Origin of the sequence: Arsenicicoccus bolidensis DSM 15745, assembly GCF_000426385.1 — a bacterium.
Classification (GTDB): domain Bacteria; phylum Actinomycetota; class Actinomycetes; order Actinomycetales; family Dermatophilaceae; genus Arsenicicoccus; species Arsenicicoccus bolidensis.
Map to the genome: position 1 here is coordinate 73,925 of NZ_AUFG01000015.1, position 15,597 is coordinate 89,521.

The 15,597-nt window shown below is 72.8% G+C and carries 17 protein-coding genes; 7 read left to right on the forward strand and 10 right to left on the reverse strand.

Features of this window, described 5'->3' with window-relative positions; translation table 11 throughout:
• Positions 1-2: 2 nt before the first annotated feature.
• From K313_RS0110165 to K313_RS0110190, 5 genes are all read right to left on the reverse strand, one after another.
• Positions 3-746, reverse strand: coding sequence for a dienelactone hydrolase family protein (locus tag K313_RS0110165; RefSeq protein WP_029211530.1), 744 nt, complete (start codon positions 744-746; stop codon positions 3-5).
• Between the two features lie 101 nt (positions 747-847).
• The gene (locus K313_RS24200; protein WP_205621846.1) at positions 848-1,093 is read right to left on the reverse strand and encodes a hypothetical protein; all 246 of its coding nucleotides are present in this window, start codon (positions 1,091-1,093) and stop codon (positions 848-850) included.
• The gene (locus tag K313_RS24205) at positions 1,059-2,834 is read right to left on the reverse strand and encodes a winged helix-turn-helix domain-containing protein (RefSeq protein ID WP_205621847.1); all 1,776 of its coding nucleotides are present in this window, start codon (positions 2,832-2,834) and stop codon (positions 1,059-1,061) included. Before K313_RS24205 ends, K313_RS24200 begins: the two co-directional genes overlap by 35 nt.
• 56 nt (positions 2,835-2,890) lie before the next feature.
• Positions 2,891-3,772 carry an HpcH/HpaI aldolase/citrate lyase family protein gene (locus K313_RS0110185; protein ID WP_029211533.1) on the reverse strand — a complete coding sequence of 294 codons (882 nt, stop codon included), beginning with the start codon at positions 3,770-3,772 and terminating at the stop codon, positions 2,891-2,893.
• A 6-nt stretch (positions 3,773-3,778) separates the two neighbouring features.
• The gene (locus K313_RS0110190; RefSeq protein WP_029211534.1) at positions 3,779-4,885 is read right to left on the reverse strand and encodes an HpcH/HpaI aldolase/citrate lyase family protein; all 1,107 of its coding nucleotides are present in this window, start codon (positions 4,883-4,885) and stop codon (positions 3,779-3,781) included.
• Between the two features lie 185 nt (positions 4,886-5,070).
• Here K313_RS0110190 and K313_RS0110195 point away from each other — a divergent pair, with 185 nt between their 5' ends.
• Together K313_RS0110195 and K313_RS0110200 are read left to right on the forward strand one after the other, a co-directional pair.
• Positions 5,071-5,844 carry a DsbA family protein gene (locus K313_RS0110195; protein WP_029211535.1) on the forward strand — a complete coding sequence of 258 codons (774 nt, stop codon included), beginning with the start codon at positions 5,071-5,073 and terminating at the stop codon, positions 5,842-5,844.
• 9 nt (positions 5,845-5,853) lie between these two features.
• Entirely contained in the window at positions 5,854-6,693 is an 840-nt protein-coding gene (locus tag K313_RS0110200) for a cytochrome c biogenesis CcdA family protein (RefSeq protein WP_029211536.1), read from the forward strand.
• Between the two features lie 18 nt (positions 6,694-6,711).
• Here the strand turns inward: K313_RS0110200 and K313_RS0110205 are convergent, their stop codons facing one another.
• Positions 6,712-7,563 carry a LytR C-terminal domain-containing protein gene (locus K313_RS0110205; RefSeq protein WP_019285131.1) on the reverse strand — a complete coding sequence of 284 codons (852 nt, stop codon included), beginning with the start codon at positions 7,561-7,563 and terminating at the stop codon, positions 6,712-6,714.
• Positions 7,564-7,805: 242 nt separating this feature from the next.
• On the opposite strand from K313_RS0110205, the gene K313_RS0110210 reads away from it, so the two are divergent.
• The gene (locus K313_RS0110210; protein ID WP_051274086.1) at positions 7,806-8,717 is read left to right on the forward strand and encodes a TolB family protein; all 912 of its coding nucleotides are present in this window, start codon (positions 7,806-7,808) and stop codon (positions 8,715-8,717) included.
• Complete coding sequence (locus K313_RS0110215) at positions 8,714-9,181, forward strand: SRPBCC family protein (protein ID WP_029211538.1); 468 nt, start codon at positions 8,714-8,716, stop codon at positions 9,179-9,181. Before K313_RS0110210 ends, K313_RS0110215 begins: the two co-directional genes overlap by 4 nt.
• Before the next feature lie 110 nt (positions 9,182-9,291).
• Here the strand turns inward: K313_RS0110215 and K313_RS22375 are convergent, their stop codons facing one another.
• From K313_RS22375 to K313_RS0110235, 4 genes are read right to left on the reverse strand one after another with little or no spacing between them, the layout of a single operon-like run.
• Positions 9,292-9,738 carry a hypothetical protein gene (locus K313_RS22375; protein WP_029211539.1) on the reverse strand — a complete coding sequence of 149 codons (447 nt, stop codon included), beginning with the start codon at positions 9,736-9,738 and terminating at the stop codon, positions 9,292-9,294.
• Between the two features lie 56 nt (positions 9,739-9,794).
• Positions 9,795-10,442, reverse strand: coding sequence for a histidine phosphatase family protein (locus tag K313_RS0110225; RefSeq protein WP_029211540.1), 648 nt, complete (start codon positions 10,440-10,442; stop codon positions 9,795-9,797).
• 47 nt (positions 10,443-10,489) lie between these two features.
• Complete coding sequence (locus K313_RS0110230; protein ID WP_029211541.1) at positions 10,490-11,539, reverse strand: lipoate-protein ligase LplAB; 1,050 nt, start codon at positions 11,537-11,539, stop codon at positions 10,490-10,492.
• A gap of 34 nt (positions 11,540-11,573) precedes the next feature.
• Complete coding sequence (locus K313_RS0110235) at positions 11,574-12,812, reverse strand: helix-turn-helix domain-containing protein (RefSeq protein WP_029211542.1); 1,239 nt, start codon at positions 12,810-12,812, stop codon at positions 11,574-11,576.
• Positions 12,813-12,962: 150 nt separating this feature from the next.
• Between K313_RS0110235 and K313_RS0110240 the strand changes: the two genes are divergently transcribed.
• Genes K313_RS0110240 through K313_RS0110250 form a run of 3 tightly spaced genes read left to right on the forward strand, consistent with a single transcriptional unit; the run spans position 12,963 to position 15,224 of the window.
• Entirely contained in the window at positions 12,963-13,649 is a 687-nt protein-coding gene (locus tag K313_RS0110240) for an AzlC family ABC transporter permease (protein ID WP_029211543.1), read from the forward strand.
• Complete coding sequence (locus K313_RS0110245) at positions 13,646-13,957, forward strand: AzlD domain-containing protein (RefSeq protein ID WP_029211544.1); 312 nt, start codon at positions 13,646-13,648, stop codon at positions 13,955-13,957. The genes K313_RS0110240 and K313_RS0110245 overlap by 4 nt, the downstream gene beginning before the upstream one ends.
• Positions 13,899-15,224, forward strand: a complete 1,326-nt coding sequence (locus K313_RS0110250; RefSeq protein ID WP_156911289.1) for an MFS transporter — start codon at positions 13,899-13,901, stop codon at positions 15,222-15,224. Before K313_RS0110245 ends, K313_RS0110250 begins: the two co-directional genes overlap by 59 nt.
• Positions 15,225-15,597 lie beyond the last annotated feature (373 nt).

Consider the following 15,597-nt stretch of genomic DNA (forward strand, 5'->3'; position numbering starts at 1 on the left):
GGTCAGGCCTCGTCGAAGACCTGGAGCAGCGCCTCCCAGTGCCGCGCGGTGGCGCGCTCGTCGTAGGCCGGGAGGTCACTCATCGTGAACCCGTGAGCGGCGCCCGGATAGATCTCGCCCTCGTAGTCGCAGTCCGCCTCCTCGGCGGCCAGCCGCAGGCGCTCGATCTGCGACCTGGTCATGCTGGGGTCCTGGTCGGCGAAGCCGAAGTAGATGCGGGCCTCGACGTCGGGCAGCACGTGGTGCGGGCTCTCGGGGCCGTCGGTCACCAGCCGTCCGGCGTGGAACCCACAGACCGCCGACACGTCGTCGGGGCACTGTGCCGCCAGCCGCAGCGCGAGCCCCCCGCCCATGCAGTAACCCACGACCCGCACGTCGTCGTCCGCGACGTCGTCGAGACCCTGGACGTGCTCGAGATAGGCGGGGCCGTCGGCCTCCCAGTGCTCTCGGGTCAGGCTGGCGAGCAGACGGGAGATGATCGTATGCCGCTCCTCCCCCCGCTCGGCGGACAGGAACGAGGGGTCGATCAGCGGCTGGCGCCCGGCCCGGTAGTAGACGTTGGGCGCCAGCACGACGTAGCCGTCGTCCGCCAGGCGCTCGGCCATCTCCCGGATCCGCGGCCGCAGCCCGATGGCGTCCATGATCAGGAGCACCGGCGGGTGGGGTCCGTCCTCGGCGGGGCGGGCGACATAGGCGTCGCACACCCCGTCCGGCATCGGCAGGTCCAGCTCCTCGAACACGGCCATGGTGACACCCTGTCACGAGCCCGGGCGGGCGGCACCTCGACCGGAGGGCCGAGGACGCCCGGCCCCAGGGGTGGGGACGGGCGCCTCGGCTGACCACACCGTCAGGCGGTGGCCTGGGCCGGGCCGATCGTGGCTGGCTGTGCGTCCCAGGTGCGGAGGACGGCCGACCTGGAGTACATCCAGGCGGACAGCGCAGCGATCCCCACGGCCATGGTCAGCAGCCCCAGGTCCAGGGCGATCTCCGGCACCGAGGCCCGCAGCGCGACCGGGACCGCTCCGACGGCATACAGGACCAACGGGACCGCCGGCACCTCACGGGACAGCAGCAACGAAGCGACGAAGGCCATCGTGCCGAGGAGGAACGCGACGGACACCACCACGAGGGCAAGGCCGAGCGGGCCCGCGCGCAGCGACGCGACGGCGCCACGCGGGAGCTCGCTGAAGACCAGGTTGATGACGAGCTCGACGCCGACCAGCCCTCCGAGGGCAGCCGAGTTGACGAGGTAGGCGACGAGTCCGAAGGTGCCCCTGCGCCGGCCGAACGCGAGGTACAGCCCGGCGACCAGGGCGAGGGCCAGGACCTCCGCCAGGGGTGCCACCAGCTGGGTGAGGGCCGAGGTCGGGACGACCCCTGCCCGCTTGGCTGCGTTCACGAGCAGGATGAAGGCGCTGGCGCCGCCGGTCGCCGGTCGGGGCCCACCCGGCCGCGAGGGTTGTGTCCGCGCGCCCAGCAGCGAGGGCGGCGTCGGCGTCGTCCAGCCGGGCGTCGGCGCCCTCGAGGTCGCCCTCCAGCATCAGTGACCACGCGCAGACCAGAGAGAGGACGGGGCTGACGCGAACGCGGGCCCGTGGGAGAGCCCGGATCCAGCCGAGCAGGAGGCTGTCCTGGCGGCTCCGTCGCAGCAGGGGAACGGCGTCCTCGACCAGGTAGGCGGCGCGCTCGTCGTCCGAGCCCGCCAACGCCTGCCCCACGGCCTCCACGAGGTATCCGTTGGCGGCGAACCATCGGCTGGCCAGCCGGTGCAGGTCCGCCACCAGGTCAGGGTCCTGGGCGCTCAGTCGTGCGCGTAGAACGTCGGCGAACAGGTGGTGGTAGCGGTACCACGAGCGATCGTCGTCGAGGGAGACGAGGAACAGGTTGTCGGCCCAGACCCGTTCGAGCATCGCGGTGCCGTCGGTCCGGCCCGTGAGTGCGTCGCACGCGGGGCCGCACAGCCGGTCCAGGACTGCCGTGCGCAGCAGGAACTCCCGCACCGGGGCGGGCTGACGGTCGAGCACCTCGTCGGTGAGGTAGTCGAGGACGAAGCGGTGGCTGCCCGCGAAGTCACGGACGAAGTCGTGGGCCTGGCCACCACCCGACCGGCCACCCAGGGCCAGGGACACCAGCTGCAGACCGGCGATCCAGCCCTCCGTCCGGCCCTCGAGGGCATCCACGTCGTGGGCGTCCAGGGTCAGCCCCATCGCCGCGACCAGGAAGTCCTCCGCCTCGGCCCGGGTGAAGCGGAGATCGGCCGCACGCAGCTCGATGAGCTCGCCGCGTGCGCGCAGCCGCGCCAGGGCGAGAGGCGGGTCGGAGCGGGTCGAGAGGACCAGGTGCAGCCCCGCGGGCAGGTGGTCCACGAGGAAGGCGACCGCCTGGTGCACCTCGGGGGCGCGCACGAGGTGGACGTCATCCATCACCAGCACCCGCACGGCGCCCGGCCTGAGGGCGTCGGCACGGACCACGGCATCGATCACGGCGGATGCCGCCGCCGTCGCGTCACGGTGCCGCCCCAGGGCCGAACCGTCGACCTGGATGTCCAGGCCCGCCAGCGAGGCCGCCAGCAGAGCGAGGAAGGCGGTGAGATCGTCGTCCTCGTCGCCAAGGCTCATCCACCCGACCCGGACCGGCGGCTCCCGCCGCGCCAGCTGCGCCGCCCAGTCCGCGAGCAGGCTCGACTTGCCGAAACCCGCCGGCGCGGACACCAGCGTCAGGCGATGACCGCCCTCGAGAGAGCCGTCCAGCCGCGCTGCCAGCCGTGGGCGCGGGACCAGCCTCGGGCGCCGCGCCGGCACGAACAGCTTCGTCGCGAGGACGGGGGACGACACCCGTCGAGCATAGGCCTGGCCGTTGGGGGACGGCGGGGTCCGAGGTGCGCCGGGATCTAGGAGGCCTCAGCCTCCAGGGCGGTGATCGCCTCGTGCATGGTGAGCACGCGCTGGGCGGACTCGACGTGGAGGTTCTCGATCATCCTGCCGTTGTAGGTCACGACGCCGGAGCCCTGGCCGTCCTCCCACGCCTGCAGGATGCCGCGGGCGTCCTCGACCGCCTGCGACGACGGGGCGAAGGCCTCGTTGGCGCCGGCGACCTGACCGGGGTGGATGAGCGTCTTGCCGTCGAAGCCCAGCTGACGACCCTGCGCGCACTCCGCGAGGAAGCCCTCGGTGTCCTTGACGTCGTTGTAGACGCCGTCGAGGATCGCCTTGCCCGCGGCGCGTGCACCGAGCAGCGCGAGCCCGAGACCGGCCAGCAGCGGCTGGCGTCCGGGCACGTGCTCGGCATACAGCTCCTTGACCAGGTCGTTGGTGCCCATGACGAGCACGCTGAGCCGGTCGGACGCCGAGGCGATCTCCTCGACGCGCAGCATGGCCCCCGGGGTCTCGACCATGGCCCACAACGTGGTGCGGTCGGGTGCCCCGGCGTCCTCCATCGCCGCCACGAGCGTGCGGACCTCGTCGGCGGAGCCGACCTTGGGCACGACGATCGCGTCGGGCCCAGCAGCAGCGGCGGCGCGCAGGTCATCCTCGTGCCAGGGCATGCCGATGCCGTTGATGCGGATGGTCAGCTCGCGGCGGGCGTACTCCCCCGAGCGTGCCGCGGCACACGCGGCCTCGCGCGCAGCCTCCTTGGCGTCGGGAGCGACGGCGTCCTCCAGGTCGAGGATCAGCGCGTCGCACGGCAGGGTCTTGGCCTTGTCCAGCGCCCGCGCGTTGGAGGAGGGCATGTAGAGCACGGACCGGCGGGGGCGGAAGACGGTGTCAGCCATGGGATCTCACTTCTCCTGCTGGTCGGGTCCGCCGACGGACGCGTCGCGGGCTTCGTCGTACGCGCTCTTGAGGTCGGGGTCTATCGCCGCGAGCTGCTCGGCGAGCTCGACCATGACCAGGCACTGCTTGAGGGACGCGTCGTCCTCCATCTTGCCGTCGACCATGACCGCGCCCGTGCCGTCGCCCATGGCCTCCTTGACCTTGTAGGCGTGGGCGATGTCCTCGACCGACGGGCTGAACACGCGCCGCGCGATCTCGATCTGCTTGGGGTGCAGCGTCCAGGTGCCGACGCAGCCGAGCAGGAACGCGTTGCGGAACTGGTCCTCGCAGGCGACGACGTCGGTGATGTCGCCGAACGGCCCGTAGTAGGCGTAGATCCCGTGCATCGCGCAGGCGTCGACCATGCGCGCGATCGTGTAGTGCCACAGGTCCTGCTGGTAGGTGCTGCGGTCGGCGTCGACCTGCGAGGTGCCGTCGGCGCCGCGTGGCGGGTCCTGCCGGACGAGGTAGCCGGGGTGGCCGCCACCGACGCGCGTCGTCTTCATGCGGCGGTCGGCGGCGAGGTCGGCGGGGCCGAGGGAGATGCCCTGCATGCGCGGGGAGGCGCCGCAGATCTCCTCGACGTTGGCCATGCCGCGCGCGGTCTCGAGGATCGCGTGGACGAGGATCGGGCGCTGCAGCCCGGCCTTGGCCTCGAGCTGGGCGAGCAGCCGGTCGACGTAGTGGATGTCCTCGGCGCCCTGCACCTTGGGGATCATGACGACATCGAGCCTGTCGCCGATCTCGGCCACGAGGGTGGTGATGTCGTCCAGGAACCATGGCGAGTCGAGGGCGTTGAGGCGCGTCCACAGCTGGGTCGGCCCGAAGTCCGTCGCCTTGCCGATGTCCACCAGGCCCTGGCGCGCGGCCTCCTTGTTGTCGGCCTTGACCGCGTCCTCGAGGTTGCCGAGCAGGACGTCGACCTGCCCCACCATCGCGGGGATCTTGGCGGCCATCTTGGCGTTGCTCGGGTCGAAGAAGTGGATCGCCCGCGAGGGTCGCGCGGGCACCTCCCGCAGGGGTGCGGGCGCCCCCACGGCGAGGGGGGCGAAGAAGTCCTTGGCGCTGCGCATGTCGCTCCTTGGCTGACGGCGTCGTCGGTCTGGCTCGGTCTCATCGCGGACGCTAGCAGCGAGGACCGACAGGCCGGTATGACGGACGCCACGCTGCCTCGCGGGGACGCCGCAGGAGGGGCGCCGCAGCCCCCAGAGCGCCGCCGCCTATCCTGTGGAGGATCTGTGCCACCCGGGAGGCCCTCTTGACCAGCCAGTCCAGCCCGCCGCGCCGCTCCGCCACGCGCAGCCGTGAGGTCGTCGTCCTGTCGGTCCTGCTCGTCGTCGCCGTCGTCATCATCGGCATGCTGCTCCTGCGTCCCCCGGCCCAGCAGGCAGCGGCCCCGGCCCAGCCGGGCGCCACGCAGCAGGCCGGCTCTCGGCCGGCGACGCCGTCCTCCCCCACCACCCAGGGCAAGGTCACCGACACGGCCCGCCGCATCCCCGGCGACCCGCTCGCCCTGGGCAAGGTCGACGCCCCGGTCGTGATGATCGAGTACGCCGACTACGCGTGCCCCTTCTGCGCGAAGTTCGCCCTGGAGACCCAGCCCGAGCTGGTCAAGAAGTACGTCGACGCCGGCGTGCTGCGCATCGAGTGGCACGACCTCGTGATCTTCGGCGACAAGTCGCAGCGGGCGGCCCAGGCCGCGCGGGCCGCGGGCGCGCAGGGCAGGTTCTGGCAGTTCCACCACGCGCTGTTCGCGGCCTCGCCCACCTCAGGTCACCCTGACCTCACCGACGACAGGCTCCTCGGCTTCGCCAGGACGGCGGGGGTGCGCGACCTCGCTGCCTTCCAGAAGGCCATGACGTCCTCCGCCGTCGAGGAGGCGGTGGGCCGCGAGACCCAGGTCGCCCGCCAGCTGGGCGCGACGAGCACGCCGGTCTTCGTGATCAACGGCACACCCGTGGTGGGGGCGCAGCCCGCAGAGGTCTTCACCCAGGTGATCGACCAGGCCGCGGCCGCCGCCCAGCAGGGCTGAGCCTCACCCGTGACCGGCATCGGACTGCTGGGCGCCCTCCTGGGCGGGCTGCTGTCCCTGGTCAGCCCCTGCTCGGCGCTGCTGCTCCCGTCCTTCTTCGCCCTCGCGTTCGAGCGTCCGGTGGTGCTGCTGCGCCGCGTCCTCGCGTTCTACCTCGGGCTGGTGCTCGTCCTCGCACCCCTCGGGGCTGGTGTCGGCGCGGTGGGCAGCCTGCTCACCGTCCACCGCACGACCGCCACCCGCGTCGGTGGCCTCGTCGTCATCGCCCTCGGCCTGCTCGTGGCGGCGGGCGGCGGCTTCGAGCTCGGGGCGGCCCAGCGCGCCAGGGGTCGCCTGCGCCTGGGGCCGGCCGGCTCCACCGTGTCGGTCCTGGCGCTCGGCGCGCTCTACGGCCTGTCGGGGTTCTGCTCCGGTCCCCTGCTCGGGTCCATCCTCACCATCTCGATGGCGGGCGGTTCCCCGGCATACGGCGCCCTGCTCATGGCCACCTATGCCGCCGGTATGACGATCCCCCTGGCCGTCCTCGCGCTGCTGTGGGACCGGGCGGGGCTGCGCGACCAGCGCTGGCTACGGGGCCGCCCCGTCACGCTGGGGCCGCTGCGCACGCACACGACGAGCCTGCTGGCGGGCGGCGTCTTCGTGCTGATCGGCCTGACCTTCGTCCTCAGCGACGGGACGACGCTGCTGCCGGCGCTCACGGACAGCGGCACGCAGCTCGCGTGGCAGTCACGCGTCCAGGGCTGGCAGGCGCAGGTCACCGACCTGCACGTGCTCCTCGCCGTCGTGCTCGCGGCCGCCGTGGTCGTCGCGACGAGGCTCGTCCGCGACCGCAGCGACCAGGGCCGCTGACCTCAGCAGCCGCTGACCTCAGCTCGCGCAGGGGCGGGAGACCGTGGGCACGACCTTCGGCGGCTCCGGCGGGATCGCAGGGACCTGGTCCTGCGGGGTCAGGCCCTTCCACTTCATGCCGAGCAGCAGGTCGACCGAGGCGTCCTTGCGGTCGTCGCGCAGCAGGGTGCTGCCGGGCACGTGCTCCTGCACGAGCTTGGCGTTGAGGTCGCCGTTCTCGCCGTAGCGGATGACCGCGACCTCGGTGACCCAGGACTTCTGCGGGTCGGCGGAGACGCCGCCCTGCTTGAACCCGCGCCTCACCATGTCGTTCATGGTGTTGGTGGCGAGGTTCTCGTAGTAGGTCGTGTTGTAGACGTTGAGCGTGAACTGGCCGGGGCGGGCCGGCGGACGCGGCGGACGCGGGGCCAGCCCGCGGAAGTCCGTGCCGATCACGACGTCCACGACGGTGTCGAAGCGCTCGGGCAGCTCGACCATGCGGGCCCCCGGCACCTGCTGCTGGATGAGCAGCGCCTGGTCGTATCCCTTGCGCCCGTAGCGGATCTCGCCCTCCGGGGTCACCGCGCGCAGCTCGGTGTCGTTGCCCAGCCGACCGACCTTGAAGCCGCGCTTGCCGAGCTCGGCGTGGACCGGGCCGGCCACGCCGGACTTGCCCGACGCGTTGAGGACGTTGGTCGCGAAGGACGCTCGGGCGGGTGCCGGCACCACGGTCGGCTGGCAGGTGTCCCGCTGGGGGGCGTCGAGCCAGCCCATGCCGGCGGCGCTGCCCACGCCGGCGGTGGCGATCAGCACGGCGGGGAAGGTCACGAAGGCCGTCACGCGACGACGGCGACGACGACGCATTCGCTCTGCATCGGTCAGCTGGTGCATGCCGTTGACCCCCCGGAGTCCCTCGGGACCGCTCGTCCATCCTGTGCGGACAGCGGTCGTGTGGTGTCACAGTGACGGGTGTGACAGGTCGATTGTCCTGCCGCCCGGGGGCCACGGAAGGCGCTCGGGCGCGGCGTGATCATTCCGTGTCCAACTCGTCACCTTCTGTCAATCTTAGGGGGTCTTCAGTGGGGTTCGTTCCACCTTTCGGCCGTCCGCTCCTGCCGGGTCAGCGCAGCGTCGTGTGGCTGCACGACGTCGTCGACGACACCCGTCGCGTCCTGCTCGAGAGCGACGAGCTCGTGCTGGAGGCGCCGAGCTTCGCGCCGGACGGGCGGCACCTGGTCGTCAACGCCGCCGGGCGCCTGCACGTGCTGCCGCTGACCCGGTCGTTGCGCCCCGACGGCCCGCTCGCCGAGGTCGACACGGGCTCGATCCGCAACGCCAACAACGACCATCTCGTCTCCCCCGACGGCCGCCACCACCTGCTCACCGCGGACGGCCACGTCTATCGCGTGCCCTGGCAGGGCGGGGAGCCGCAGCGGCTCACCCCCGACCCGGGCTCCGAGCCGCTGCGCTACTACCTGCACGGGCAGAGCCGGGACGGGCGGGTGCTCGGGCTGACCGTGCTGAGCGGCCGGCTGGGCAGCGGGGACGTCATACGGACCAATGTCGGGCTGCTGGACCTCGACTCGGGCGAGCTGACCCTGCTCACCGACACCACGGCCTGCGACGGCACCGAGCTCGGTCCCGGCGGGCCCGGCGAGGGCCACGACGACCGGGTGTGGTTCAACAGCGAGCTGCGCGCCACGCGACCCGGCCACTCCCAGGTCTATCGCGTCCGCCCCGACGGCACCGACCTCGAACAGCTCACCCACGACGAGCGGGTCAGCTGGTTCCCGCACCCGTCGCCGGACGGTCGCTGGCTGGCCTATCTCGCCTACGAGCCCGGGGTGGAGCAGCACCCCCCCAACCTGCCGGCCCAGATGCGGCTCCTCGACCTCGCCGACCCCCGCGTCGGCACCCCCGCGCTGCCAGTGCACGTCCTCGCCGACATCTTCGGCGGGCAGGGCGCCACCAACGTCAACGGCTGGGCGCCGGACTCGCGACACCTGGCGTATGTCGACCATCCCGTGGGTAAGGGGACCGCATGACTGACGACAAGAAGATCACCGTCCAGCGGACCATCGACGCGCCGGCCAAGGACATCTTCGAGGTCCTGACGCTGCCGTCGCGGCACGCCGAGCTCGACGGCTCGGGCTTCGTCCGCAGCGACTCCAAGACCGACCGCATCACCGCCACCGGCCAGGTGTTCACGATGAACATGCACGGCGACCACATGGGCGGCGACTACCAGACCGACAACCACGTCACGGGCTACCTCGACAACAAGCTCGTGGCCTGGCAGACCGCCCCCGCCGGCACCGAGCCCAAGGGCTGGGAGTGGATGTGGGAGCTCGAGCCCCAGGGCCAGGACAGCACCCTCGTGACGCTGACCTACGACTGGAGCAAGGTCACCGACAAGCAGCTCCTGCAGAAGGTCCACTTCCCGCTGGTCCCGCAGCACGACCTCGAGGAGTCCCTCGAGAAGCTCGCGGGCGCCGTCTCCGGCGGCTGACCGACCGCATCCCGCACGCGGATCCTGCACGCCGGATCCTGCACGCAGACGATCCCGTCGCCCTCCTCGGGCGGCGGGATCGTCTGCTGCTGCTGGTGGGTGGTGCGCGCTCAGCCCTCGCGGCTGACGACCCGGGTGATCCGCAGGGGCTTGCCCTGCATGCAGGTGGTCATGACGCCCTTGGCCTCGTGCCCCTCGACGGTGACCCGGTCACCGACCTTGAGACCGCCGCCCATCGGCTGGTAGGTCTCGCCGGTGGCCTGGTCGGTCAGGACGAGGCAGCGGGGCTCGACGCCCTCGGTGACGGCGCCGGTGACGGTGAGCGTGGGGCTGGGCTTGCCGTTGTCGGTGACGTCGGTCGTGGGGACGAGGGGCGAGGTCATGGTGCCTCCCGGGCTGGTGGGCGTGGTGGTGGGTGCGCTGGTGGGGGGTGCGCCGGCGGCGCTCGAGCTGCTCGTCGCGGAGGGCGAGGATGAGTCGGTCCCGCAGCCGGCGAGGACGAGCGCGAGCAGCGCCGTGCCGACGGCAGCGGCGGCAGGGCGGGTGGTGGTCGTCATACCTCGTATGACGCCCCGCCGCAGGCGTGCGTTCCGGCGCGGCGCTCCCGCACCGGTCACGCCGTGGGGCCGTCGTTGGCCTCGTCGCCGGGCTGCTCGCCCCCGGCCGGGTCGCCCTCCCAGGTCAGGCAGGTCCACCCGAGGTCGGGCCCGCCCTCGAGCACGATCACGCCGGTGTTGCTGATGAGCCGGTCGGCCAGGAACTCGCCCGTCAGGTTGGCGCAGCGCATCGCGGTCCACAGCCGCAGCACCGCCCCGTGGCTGACCACGACGGGGCACTCGGCGCCGGAGTCCGCCACCTCCTCCACCGCCGCGTCGAACCGGCCGAGGACCTCGTGACCCGACTCGGCACCGGGCATCCCGGCGTCGAGGTCGCCGCGCGCCCAGGAGTAGAGGACCTCGAGATAGGTCCGGACCGCCTCGCGGTCGCCGCGCATCTCGACGTCGCCGGCGCTGATCTCGCGCAGGTCGTCGAGTTGGATCGGCGTGATCCCCCGCGCGGCCGCCAGCGGGGCCGCGGTCTGGTGGGTGCGCACGAGGCTGGAGACATAGATGGCGTCGACGGGCTCGTCGGCGAGCGCGGGGACGACGGCCTCCGCCTGCTCGCGCCCACGGTCGGTGAGGTCCGCCCCGGGGCGCGCCGTGTCCAGCAGGCCGTCGACGTTGGACGTGGTCTGCCCGTGGCGGACGAGGATGAGACGCATAGGTCGCACGGTACTGCCCCGACGTGACGTCGTGGCGTCGACCCCGGTCAGGGGATCCGGTGCGTCCACGCCGGCGTGCTGAACTTGGTCTCCACGAGCGTCGCGGCCGCGTCCAGCTCGGTCTGCGTGTAGGTCCGGCGCGTCACGGCATACCGGCTCTCGAAGGAGCGCAGGAAGGAGTCGATGATCTGCTCCCGCGGCAGCCCGGTCTGCGAACGCATCGGGTCGACGCGCTTGTTGGCGGAGCGAGTCCCCTTGTCCGACATCTTCTCCCGACCGATGCGCAGCACCTCGAGCATCTTGTCGGCGTCGATGTCGTAGGCCATCGTCACGTGGTGCAGCACGACCCCTCCGGCGAGCCGGCGCTGCGCGGCGCCCGCGATCTTGCCCTGGTCGGAGGCGATGTCGTTGATCGGCACGTAGCGTGCCCGGATGCCGAGCTCGGCCAGCGCGCCCATCACCCAGTCGTCGAGGAACTCGTAGGAGCGCTGGAAGCTCAGCCCCTCGACGAGCGAGGCCGGCACGACGAGGGAGTAGGTGATGCAGTTGCCCGGCTCCATGAACATCGCGCCGCCGCCCGTGATCCGCCGCACGACGTCGATCCCGTGCCGTCGGCGGCCCTCCTCGTCGATCTCGTTGCGGTAGGACTGGAAGCTGCCCATGACGACCAGCGGCCGGTCCCAGTCCCAGAAGCGCAGGCTCGGCCCGGCCTCGCCGCGAGCCACCTCGCCCGCCAGCACCTCGTCGAGCGCGACGTGCATGCGCGGGTCCAGCGTCACGGGCGCGATGAGGTCGAAAGTGTGGTCCTCCCAGCGGGAGGCGTGACCCAGCGCGCGTCGGACCGCGATGCCGACCGCCTCGGGCGAGAAGCCGATGAGCTGGGCGTCGTCGGGGAGCCGCGACGCGATCGACGCGGCGACGTCGTCCGCCCTGGCGTCGGCGGGGAGCCCCACCAGGGCGGCGTTGATGTCCTCGAGGGCCTCGTCGGGCTCGAGGAAGAAGTCCCCGGAGACGTGGGCCTCGCTGATCCTCCCGTCGACGGTCTCGAGCTCGACCGCGACCAGCTTGCCGCCTGGGACCTTGTACTCGCCTCGCATGATCCTCGACCCTACGCCGTGGCGGGCGCGGCGCTCAGGTCGTCGACACCTCGTCGTAGAGCTGCCAGGCCACCCGGGCCCCCTCGGCGTCGCCCGCCAGGGTCAGGTCGCGCGCCGCGGACAGGGCCTCGAGCGCCACCTCCTCCTGGTCGCCGGCGCTGCGCAGGGTCCGCGCCCGGTCGAGCCGCAGCCGCCCCCGCGCGAGCCCGGCCAGCCCCGGGAGCCGCAGCGCGTCGTCGAGCACCCGGCGCGCGTCCTCGTGCCGGTCGTGCTGCTCGTGCCACTGCGCCTCGGTGCGCGCGAGGTCGGCGAGCTCGTCGGTGCAGCCCAGCCAGGTCAGGTGCTGGCGGGCCAGGGTGATCAGCTCGGGCACGTCGTCGTCCACGCGGCGGCTCACCCGCATCCAGCACGTCGCGCCCACGAAGCGCGCCCAGTCGCGGTGGTCGACGTCGGGGTTGACCTCGGTCGCGGCGACCTTGTGCCACCGCAGCCCGTCCCGCACGTCGCCGCTCTCGAAGGCGTGCGTGCCGATGGTCCAGGCGACGAGCCCACCGAGGTGGGTGCCGGCGAGCCGGTGGTGCAGCGTCTCGAGCTCGACGAGCAGGCCGTCGCCGGGCAGGGCCTGCGTGGCCAGCGCCGCGATGACGGCCTCGGCGCGCAGGGCGGGGTCCCCGACGTCGGCGCTGGCCTCGAGCGCCCGGTGCGCGTGGTGGGTCGCCGAGGTGCGGTCGACCGCCCGCCGGCTCGTCTTGCTGGCCAGCGTGTGCGCCTCGGCCGCGAGCGCGGGCTGCGACTGCACCCAGGGGTGGGCCGTGAGGGCCGTGGCCGCGTCCGCCGCCGCCGTGTAGTCACCGATGTGCATCAGGGCCCTGACCTCGACGATCGTCATGGCCCACCACATCTCGGGCCGGTCGTGGCCCAGCGCCAGCTCCGCGGCGCGGCGGGCCTCGGCCGCGAGGTCCTCCGTCGACGAGCCGGACCGCATCCGCCCCACCCGTGACGCGAGGGCTGCCAGATCTGCCGTGGACACCTCGGGCACCTCCTCGTCGCGCCCCTGCCCCCAGGACTCCCCCGCCAGGTAGCCACGGGGCAGCTCCAGCCGCCGCTCGAACAGCGAGGTGAGCCGTGGCGTCGGCTCGCGACGACCCGCCTCGAGGTGGGACACATAGCTGATGGAGAGGTCCTGCCCGGCCAGCTCGCCCTGAGAAAGCCCGGCCTCGAGCCGAGCACGTCGCAACCGGCTCGCGAAGGACGTCTCGTCGGCGTCCGTCATGGCACCTCTCCGATCCGCGGATGGGCCGTTCGGGGCCCAGGGCTGTCAACCTCCTTGACACTAAGGTCAACGGCCGTCCGTGTCATCCCACGACACGGTCGCCGAGGGACCAGGCCGGTGCCGCTGTGCGAGGGTGCCGCCATGCCCACGATGACCCCCGCCGTGCGCATGGGGCTGTCCATCGCCGCCGCGACCGGGCTCTACGGCCTGTCCTTCGGCGCGCTGGGCGTCGGCGCGGGCCTGAGCATCTGGCAGACGTGCGCGCTGTCGCTGCTGATGTTCACCGGCGGGTCGCAGTTCGGGTTCATCGGGGTGGTCGGTGCGGGTGGCTCGACCGTGACGGCGCTGTCGACCGCCGCCCTGCTCGGTGTCCGCAACGCGCTGTACGGCATACAGATGAATGCCCTGCTCAAGCCCCCGTGGGCGCTGCGCCCCCTCCAGGCGCACGTCACGATCGACGAGTCCACCGCCACGGCCGTCGCCCAGGAGGGCGACCCCGACGAGACGCGGCGCGGGTTCTGGGCCGCCGGGCTCGGAACCTACGTCCTGTGGAACGCCTTCACGCTGGCCGGCGCGCTGCTCGGCGACGCGATCGGCGACCCGGGGACCTACGGGCTGGACGGGGCCGCGGTGGCGGGCTTCCTCGGGCTGCTGTGGCCACGCCTGCGACGCCGGGACGGGCGGGCGGTCGCGGTCGTCTGCGCGCTCGCCACCGTCCTCGCGACACCCGCCCTGCCCTCGGGGCTGCCGATCATCCTCGCCGCGGCCGTCGCGCTGATCATCGCCCTGGTGACCCGACGGGCCGTCGACGCGAGCGACGAGGGGGAGGCCGCGTGACCCTCACCGCCGCCGTCCTGCTCGCCGCCCTCGTCTGCTACCTCACCAAGCTGTCGGGCTATCTCGTGCCGAGCCACCACCTCGAGCACCCCCTCGTGGCCCGCATCGCCTCGACCATGACCGTCGGGCTGCTCGCGGCCCTCGTCGCCGCCAACACCGTCGTCACCGGCCGGGCGATCGTCCTCGACGCCCGCTTGGGCGCGCTCGCGGTGGCAGCGGTGGCCCTGTGGATGCGGCTACCCTTCATCGTTGTCGTCATCCTGGGCGCCGCCGCTGCCGCCCTCCTCCGCCACCTCGGGATCGGGTAGCCCTCTGTCGTCGTTCACCTCCGCCTACGGGATCCTCTTCCGGATCCCCGGGGCGCGCCGCTTCATGCTGTCCGCCTACCTCGCCCGCTTCGGCGCGGCCATGATGGGCGTCAGCATCATCGCCATGCTCTCCTCGCGCCGCGGGTCCTACGGCCTCGCCGGCGCCATCTCCTCGGTCGGCCTGGTCGGCATGGCCCTCGCCGGGCCGTCCATCGGGCGCCTCATCGACCGCCACGGCCAGCGGCGGGTCGCCCTGCCCCTCGGCCTCGTGTCGGTCGGGGCGCTCGGCATACTCCTCGTGGCCACCTGGCTCGGCGCACCCGTCTGGCTGCTGGTCCTCGCCAACCTCGGCAACGCCGTGATGCCACAGGTCGGCACCCTGGTCCGAGCCCGGTGGGCGCACCTGCTCGGCGGCGACGCCCGCGCGCTGCACACCGCCAACTCGTTCGAGCAGGTCGCCGAGGAGTCCTGCTTCATGCTCGGCCCCGCGCTCGGGGGCGCGCTCGCCACCCTGGCCTTCCCCGAGGCCGGGCTGCTCGTCGCGCTCGTGCTGTATGCCGTCGGCGTGGTCGGCCTCACGGTCCAGACCTCCACCGAGCCGCCGATCCACGCGGTGCACGAGCACCACGCCGGACGCGCCTGGCGGGCCCCGGGCCTGCTGCTGCTCGCCGTCACGCTGGCCCTCACCGGCGCGATCTTCGGATCGATGGACATCGTGGCGCTGGCGTTCGCGGAGGCGCACGACGCCAAGTCTTTCGGCGGGGTGGCGCTCGGCATGTTCGCCGGCGGCTCGCTGATCGGGTCCCTCGTGTATGGCGCCCTGCCCGTCACCGGGGCCATCGCCAGGCGCCTCCGCTGGGGCACGGCCGCGATGTTCGTGCTGCTGCTGCCGGTGCTGATGGTCGACCACGTGTGGACCTTCGCGGTGGTCGTGCTGATCGCGGGCGGCGCCATCGCCCCGACCCTGATCACCTCGACGATGCTGGCGCAGCGCCTCGTGCCGCCGTCGCAGATCAACGAGGGCATGACGATCGTCATGACGGGGCTGCTGATCGGGGTGTCGCTGGGGTCCTTCGCCGGCGGGACGGCGGTCGAGGCGCTGGGTGCGTCGCGGGCCTTCCTCGTGCCGTGCGGTGCGGCGATGGTGGCGTTCGTGCTGGCGCTGGTCGGCGGTGGCCGGGTGGCGCGGGCGGAGAAGCGCGCGCTGTCGCTGTGGGGGTCACCTGCGGCGGGCGGCCCCGAGGCTGCGGGGACCCCGCCGGCCTGAGCGCCGGGGTGGTGAGCGCCGGCCAACGTGGTGGGGCCAACGGTGGAGAACGCCACCGTCATGGGTGGCCTTCTCCACCCGTTCGTCATGGCGGCGACCCGCGAGCTGCGTGCGAAGTGGTTTGCCGAGTCGCGCGCGGCACCTTGGCGCCCGAAACTGACCCGACGGGGCAGGTCGAACGTCCTCACGGCGTCCCAGGCGGCTGAAAGTGACCCGCCGGGGCAGGTTGAACGTCCTCACGGCGTCCCAGGCGGCTGAAAGCGACCCGGCGGGGCAGGTTGAACGTCCTCACAGCGCCCGGGGCGCCCGGGGCGACCCAACGCGCCCCGACGGGTCACTTCGTGCCGCCAGCTCCGGGTTTGCGAGCCAACGG

Bases quoted from the DNA above. Each gene is read 5' to 3' on its own strand.
- K313_RS0110165 (WP_029211530.1), bottom strand. From the start codon at position 746: ATGGCCGTGTTCGAGGAGCTGGACCTGCCGATGCCGGACGGGGTGTGC.
- K313_RS24200 (WP_205621846.1), bottom strand. From the start codon at position 1,093: ATGGCCTTCGTCGCTTCGTTGCTGCTGTCCCGTGAGGTGCCGGCGGTC.
- K313_RS0110185 (WP_029211533.1), bottom strand. From the start codon at position 3,772: ATGGCTGACACCGTCTTCCGCCCCCGCCGGTCCGTGCTCTACATGCCC.
- K313_RS0110190 (WP_029211534.1), bottom strand. From the start codon at position 4,885: ATGCGCAGCGCCAAGGACTTCTTCGCCCCCCTCGCCGTGGGGGCGCCC.
- K313_RS0110205 (WP_019285131.1), bottom strand. From the start codon at position 7,563: ATGCACCAGCTGACCGATGCAGAGCGAATGCGTCGTCGTCGCCGTCGT.
- K313_RS0110215 (WP_029211538.1), top strand. From the start codon at position 8,714: ATGACTGACGACAAGAAGATCACCGTCCAGCGGACCATCGACGCGCCG.
- K313_RS22375 (WP_029211539.1), bottom strand. From the start codon at position 9,738: ATGACGACCACCACCCGCCCTGCCGCCGCTGCCGTCGGCACGGCGCTG.
- K313_RS0110225 (WP_029211540.1), bottom strand. From the start codon at position 10,442: ATGCGTCTCATCCTCGTCCGCCACGGGCAGACCACGTCCAACGTCGAC.
- K313_RS0110230 (WP_029211541.1), bottom strand. From the start codon at position 11,539: ATGCGAGGCGAGTACAAGGTCCCAGGCGGCAAGCTGGTCGCGGTCGAG.
- K313_RS0110235 (WP_029211542.1), bottom strand. From the start codon at position 12,812: ATGACGGACGCCGACGAGACGTCCTTCGCGAGCCGGTTGCGACGTGCT.
- K313_RS0110240 (WP_029211543.1), top strand. From the start codon at position 12,963: ATGACCCCCGCCGTGCGCATGGGGCTGTCCATCGCCGCCGCGACCGGG.